The 6281-nt window shown below is 60.9% G+C and carries 7 protein-coding genes; 5 read left to right on the forward strand and 2 right to left on the reverse strand.

Features of this window, described 5'->3' with window-relative positions; translation table 11 throughout:
- Positions 1–2 precede the first annotated feature (2 nt).
- Entirely contained in the window at positions 3–755 is a 753-nt protein-coding gene (locus tag P1U55_RS04080) for a sulfite exporter TauE/SafE family protein (protein WP_301046230.1), read from the reverse strand.
- 143 nt (positions 756–898) lie between these two features.
- Between P1U55_RS04080 and mdh the strand changes: the two genes are divergently transcribed.
- Together mdh and P1U55_RS04090 are read left to right on the forward strand one after the other, a co-directional pair.
- Positions 899–1861: a malate dehydrogenase gene (mdh, locus tag P1U55_RS04085; RefSeq protein WP_301046231.1), complete on the forward strand. Its 963-nt coding sequence runs from the start codon at positions 899–901 to the stop codon at positions 1859–1861.
- Entirely contained in the window at positions 1845–2732 is an 888-nt protein-coding gene (locus P1U55_RS04090; protein ID WP_301046232.1) for a putative nucleotide-diphospho-sugar transferase, read from the forward strand. Before mdh ends, P1U55_RS04090 begins: the two co-directional genes overlap by 17 nt.
- On the opposite strand, the gene P1U55_RS04095 is transcribed toward P1U55_RS04090, so the two are convergent.
- On the reverse strand, positions 2716–3819 hold the full coding sequence (locus P1U55_RS04095; RefSeq protein ID WP_301046233.1) for a glycosyltransferase family 2 protein: 1104 nt from the start codon (positions 3817–3819) through the stop codon (positions 2716–2718). The two genes, P1U55_RS04090 and P1U55_RS04095, sit on opposite strands and share 17 nt — an antisense overlap.
- A gap of 230 nt (positions 3820–4049) precedes the next feature.
- Here P1U55_RS04095 and sucC point away from each other — a divergent pair, with 230 nt between their 5' ends.
- The 3 genes from sucC to sucD form a co-directional block, all read left to right on the forward strand.
- A complete protein-coding gene (gene sucC, locus P1U55_RS04100) occupies positions 4050–5243 on the forward strand; it encodes an ADP-forming succinate--CoA ligase subunit beta (RefSeq protein WP_301046234.1) in 1194 nt (397 codons plus the stop codon).
- Positions 5244–5248: 5 nt separating this feature from the next.
- Positions 5249–5608: a hypothetical protein gene (locus P1U55_RS04105; protein ID WP_301046235.1), complete on the forward strand. Its 360-nt coding sequence runs from the start codon at positions 5249–5251 to the stop codon at positions 5606–5608.
- Positions 5609–5623: 15 nt separating this feature from the next.
- A partial coding sequence (gene sucD, locus P1U55_RS04110; RefSeq protein WP_301046236.1) for a succinate--CoA ligase subunit alpha occupies positions 5624–6281 on the forward strand: 658 nt, incomplete at its 3' end.

Below are 6281 nucleotides of genomic sequence, written 5' to 3' on the forward strand. Positions count from 1 at the left end.
GCTCAGGCCAGCGCATCCCACACCAGCTTGGTCCCGGTCAGGGTGAGCAAAATATAGGTGAGGGTGAAAAATGCGCGCTCGGGCACCATGTGATGTGCCCGAATGCCCAGCAATGCCCCCACCACGGCGACCGGCGCAAGCCAGAGGTCCAGCACCAGCGTGTTCACCGTGAAGGCCCCCAGAAAGGCATAGGGGATGCATTTGAGAAAGTTCATCACCCAGAACACGATCACCGAGGTCGCCTGATACTCGGTTTTTCGCATCCCCTGCGCCAGCAAGAACACCGCCACCGCCGGGCCACCCGCGTGGCTGACAAAACTGGTGAAGCCCGCCACGGCCCCGGCGATGCCGCCAAACACCGGCGAAAATTCGCGGTCCTGGATTTTCAGCCAGCCCCGGATGCGCGCCTGCTGATAAGCAACAAAGACAAGCGCGATAACGCCGATAAAAAGGCGCAGCGTTGCGGCATCAATCGCGCTGAACAGCCACGCCCCCAGCGCAATCCCCGGCAGGCAACCGACGATCAGCGCCCATGCCGAAGGCCCGTGCCACTGCCGCCAAAAGCTCTTGAGAGTGACCACATCCATCAGCATCAACAGCGGCAATAGCAGGCCTACCGCCACCTTGGGATCAATCGCCAGCGCAAGAATCGGGGTCGCGGCAAAGGCCGCCCCCGAGCCGAACCCACCCTTGGAAATCCCCGCAAACAGCACCGCTGGCACTGCCACGGCCAAGACCCACGGATCAGGCCACATTCTGCATTTTCCCCTGAATTTTCTGGCGCTTGCGCTGCATTCCCGCAACAACCCCAAGCCAAAATGCTGCAATGCAGCCTTGCACGCCCCCCCACCATTGGCTAGGCCTTGCGCGGATTTAACACCACCAAGGGACACCTATCATGGCCAGACCCAAGATTGCACTTATCGGTTCAGGGCAGATCGGCGGCACGCTCGCCCATCTCGCCGCAATGAAGGAACTGGGCGATGTCACCCTGTTTGACATCGCCGAAGGCGTGCCGCAGGGCAAGGCGCTCGACCTTGCCGAAAGCGGCCCCGCCGAGGGCTTTGACGCAACGATGAAAGGCACCAATGACTACGCCGACATCGCTGGCGCCGACGTGTGCATCGTCACCGCCGGTGTGCCACGCAAGCCCGGCATGAGCCGCGATGACCTGCTTGGCATCAACCTCAAGGTCATGAAATCGGTCGGTGAGGGCATCGCCGCCCACGCGCCCGATGCCTTTGTGATCTGCATCACCAACCCGCTTGATGCGATGGTCTGGGCGCTGCAAAAGTTCTCGGGCCTGCCCGCAAACAAGGTCTGCGGCATGGCCGGTGTGCTTGACAGCGCCCGCTTCCGCCACTTCCTCAGCCTTGAGTTCGGCGTGTCCATGCGCGATGTCACCGCCTTTGTGCTTGGTGGCCACGGCGATACCATGGTGCCCTCCACCCGCTACTCCACCGTCGCCGGCATCCCGCTGCCCGACCTGGTGGAAATGGGCTGGACCACGCAGGAAAAGCTCGATGCGATCATCCAGCGCACCCGTGATGGCGGCGCCGAAATCGTTGGCCTGCTGAAAACCGGCTCCGCCTTCTATGCGCCCGCCACCAGCGCCATCGAAATGGCCGAAGCCTTCCTCAAGGACCAAAAGCGCGTTCTGCCCTGCGCCGCCTACTGCGATGGCGACCTCGGCGTGAAAGACATGTATGTGGGCGTGCCCACCGTGATCGGCGCTGGCGGCATCGAGAAGATCGTCAACATCAAGCTCACCAAGGACGAGCAAGAGATGTTTGATACCTCGGTCAACGCTGTGAAGGGCCTCGTTGAAGCCTGCAAAGGCATTGATGGCTCCCTCGCCTAAACCAACCGCAGATAACAACGCAAAGACAGACGAAGGGTTTGTCTTTGCGGTCAGCGGCAAGAACTACTTGCCGCTGGCCATTCGTGCCGCGCAAACCATTCGTGAGCACCACCCGAACCACCCGATAGACCTGTTTAGCGATCAGCCCTGCGATGCAGCGGTATTCGATCAAGTCATCCCGCTCGAAGACGCCTGGTTCCGCCCCAGATTCGAGGCCTTACGTCGCTCTCGCTTCACCAAATCGATCGTGCTGGATGCAGACATCATATGCGTCGCTCCGATCGGCGATGTATTCGAACTGATGGACCGCTTCGACCTGGCCGCAGCCCACGAGCCGCGCCGCGCCAGCGATCTGGCAGTGCGCCACTTCCAAACTCCGGTTCCTGCCGCCTTTCCGCAGCTCAACAGCGGTGTCGTTGCCATCCGCAAGAGTCCCGCCGTCGACGCGTTTTTCAACAAGGTCGAGAACGCGATGAAAGAGAGCAAAATGAACCGCGACCAGCCGGTTGTACGCACCTTGCTGTTCGAAAGTGACCTACGCTTATGGGTGCTGCCGCCCGAGTACAATTTCATGAACATCGACCTGCTCGAAGCCTATTCAGAGCAAAACGGCGCCCCCCGAATCCTGCATTTGACGCGACTGCATCGCCACTTTGATACGCTCAACACCAAGAAGCAGCTTCACACTGTCGGCGCGATTTGCGGCCCGGCGATCGAGCGGCACATCGCGGCCCTGCTGGCCTCGGATCGCACCCTTGGCGGCGACGGCGCGCGGGTGCGCCCGCTGTTCCGGCAGCGGCTGACCGGATTGGCGCGCGGGCTTAGTCAGAGTCTCGCCAAACGTTTGTGCCGTCTTAGCCAACGGGGCTAGCCGTGCCTGCTTTAGGCGTGCCTTCTGGCCTGCGGCGTCGCGGCGGAGCACCAATCACCTTCATCAGGCGGCGGGCGTTTTCGGTTCCGAGCTTCAGATCAAAGGCCCGAAACGAGTAGTCCGCAGCATGATCGGGGAACACCCGCTTCACGGCTGCCGCCGGATCAAACTCCAGCGCGGCAAGTTTGCCATGCGCCGTCAACGCGCTGGCCTGCTCCGGGGAAAGCCCGGTGATCTGGCGGAAAAAGCGCAGCAGTTCGGGCATAGAGCCCATAAGGTCGCGTGCCGCGCGCACCTGCCGGGCGCGGGCATCGTGCAGCAAATCATCAATCGCCGCGTCGTCCTGCTCGGCGTAGCGCAGCGTTTTGGCCACCCAATGCAGCGGCGTCAGCCCGTCAAAATGCAGCACGGTCAGCCCGGTGGCGCGGCGGTGCGGTGCCCAGCCCGCATTCTTGCCCGGCAGCTTGGCGGCATGCACCTGCAGCGAAACCTGCTCCCCTACCCGCACCAACGGCTTGCCATGGGCAGCGCCCGCCAGCCCGTGTGACAGGAATGGCACCACCTCATCCCCGTAGATATTGCGCACCACTTTGGGAGCATTGCGGATCTGGCTGCGGAACACGCCGCCAAAGATGCTTTCGTCACGATTGCCCGCCTGCCAGCACCGCTCCATCGCAGGCACGCGCAGCCAGCATTCATCGCCCTCCAGCCGCGCAACCTCTTCCTCGATGGGCCGCGCCATATAAAGGAATTCATCGGCATCAAGGTGGATCAGAAAATCGCACTTGGTGGTTTTGTAGGCCTGTGTGGCGTTCTTCGCCTGCCGCTGGTTCTGGTTGCCGGGGCGGCCTTTGCCATCTGTCAGCCTGTCCCAGTAGCGCCAGTCACAGCGCACCGCCCGCACCTTTCCGGTGCGGCGCAGGATCGGAAACACCTCGTCCTCGGGGTCATCAAGGTAAAGGACGATCTCATCGGCCCCCAGCTCAAGGTGATGCGCCACGAAGGCCAGCACCAGATCAGCCGGTTCGCGCACGGTCGCAACGACGCCCCACTTGATCTTCTCAACAGGCTTTTCAACTTCACTCATACGCCAAAGATACTCCCTCATCGCGGCCAAAACCAGCCCCCGCAACGCGTGAAGTACATGTGATTCTCTCGGTCTTGTTATGGTTGCGTTAACTTGTGATCACACCTTTCCGGGCTGTGATCACAAAATGCAGAAAATCCGCCAAACCCCGCTCCACAAGGCGATTTTTGTTTGCTCGGGCGCGCTGCTATGCGAAGGACGATACGAAACACAGCTTGAGGGACACCTTCATGAACATCCATGAATACCAGGCGAAGGCTTTGCTTCGCTCCTACGGCGCCCCGGTCTCTGATGGCCGGATCGTGCTCAAAGCCGATGAGGCCAAGACCGCCGCCGGTGCTCTTGACGGGCCGCTTTGGGTCGTCAAGGCGCAGATCCACGCCGGTGGCCGCGGCAAAGGCTCCTTCAAGGAGGAAAGCGCGGGCGAAAAGGGCGGCGTGCGTCTGGCAAAGTCGGTCGAAGAGGCCGCTGAAGAAGCCAAGAAGATGCTGGGCAAAACCCTCGTCACCCACCAAACCGGCCCTGCCGGCAAGCAGGTGAACCGCATCTACATCGAAGACGGCTCCGACATCACCTCCGAGTTTTACCTCGCCCTGCTGGTCGATCGTCAAACCAGCCGCGTGTCTTTCGTCTGCTCCACCGAGGGCGGCATGGACATTGAGGAGGTCGCTGCCTCCACCCCTGACAAGATCCTCAGCTTCTCGGTTGATCCGGCCACCGGCTACCAGCCCTTCCACGGCCGCCGCGTTGCCTTTTCGCTTGGCCTTGAGGGCGCTGCCGTCAAGCAATGCGTCAAACTGATGGGCATCCTCTACCAGGCCTTCATGGAAAAAGACATGGAGATGCTGGAGATCAACCCGCTGATCCTGATGCCCTCGGGCGACCTCAAGGTGCTTGATGCCAAGGTCGGCTTTGACGGCAACGCGATCTACCGCCAGCCCGACATTGCCGAACTGCGCGACGAAACCGAGGAAGACCCCAAGGAACTCGCTGCCTCCAAGCACGATCTGAACTACATCGCGCTTGACGGCGAAATCGGCTGCATGGTCAACGGCGCGGGCCTTGCCATGGCAACGATGGACATCATCAAGCTCTACGGTGCCGAGCCTGCCAACTTCCTCGATGTAGGCGGCGGCGCAACCAAGGAAAAGGTCACCGAAGCCTTCAAGATCATCACCTCTGATCCCAACGTCAAAGGCATCCTCGTCAACATCTTCGGCGGCATCATGCGCTGCGATGTGATCGCCGAGGGCGTGATCGCCGCGGTCAAGGAAGTGGGCCTCAAGGTGCCGCTGGTTGTCCGGCTTGAAGGCACCAACGTGGACAAAGGCAAAGAGATCATCAACAACTCCGACGTGGACGTGATTGCCGCCGACGACCTGAAAGATGGCGCTCAGAAGATCGTCAAAGCGGTGAAAGGCTGATCCAAGTGGAGTTTGCGGAGACGGTGTTTTATTTGGGTATCGGGCTGGCCGTTGCTGTCCCGGTGACTCTGATAGTCGCTGTCGTGTTCGGCCTGTTTTGGGTGCTCGCCCGCCATATCGGAAAATGGCCAGTCGTGGGCCTGTCCGCCATCTCGGTTGGCCTATCCGCTTATCTGTCTGTCTCCATGCATCTTGACTGGAAGAGGGATTGCGCGCCACAGGCGTCGGAATTCCCCTCTTACTGCGATGCTCCACAAGCCACGTTCTACCTCCTTCAAACCTACCTAATCCAGCCGCTCTTTGCGGCTCTCGTCCTTCTCTCCGCATTCGTGGTGGTGAGATTCAGAAAAACAACAGCAGCTTAGAGGAGACTTCCGAAAATGGCAGTCCTCGTCGATGAAAACACAAAGGTAATCTGTCAGGGCCTCACCGGCTCGCAGGGCACATTCCACACCGAGCAGGCCATCGCCTATGGCACCAAGATGGTCGGCGGCGTGACTCCCGGCAAGGGCGGGCAAACCCACCTTGATCTGCCGGTCTTCAACTCGGTCCATGAGGCCCGCGCCACCACAGAGGCCAATGCTTCGGTGATCTATGTGCCGCCGCCCTTCGCGGCCGACTCGATCCTTGAGGCGATTGACGCCGAAATGGAGCTGATCATCTGCATCACCGAGGGCATTCCGGTGCTCGACATGATGAAGGTGAAGCGCGCGCTTGAAGGCTCGTCCTCCATGCTGATCGGCCCCAACTGCCCCGGCGTGATCACCCCCGACGCCTGCAAGATCGGCATCATGCCCGGCCATATCCACAAGCGCGGCTCCTGCGGTGTTGTCAGCCGCTCCGGCACGCTTACCTATGAGGCCGTGAAGCAAACCTCAGATAGCGGCCTCGGCCAGTCCACCGCTGTGGGCATCGGTGGGGACCCGATCAAGGGCACCGAGCATATCGACGTGCTGGAGATGTTCCTTGCCGATGACGAAACTCAGTCGATCATCATGATCGGTGAGATCGGTGGCTCCGCCGAAGAAGAAGCCGCCC

The organism is Vannielia sp. (assembly GCF_029212645.1).
Classification (GTDB): Bacteria; Pseudomonadota; Alphaproteobacteria; order Rhodobacterales; family Rhodobacteraceae; genus Vannielia.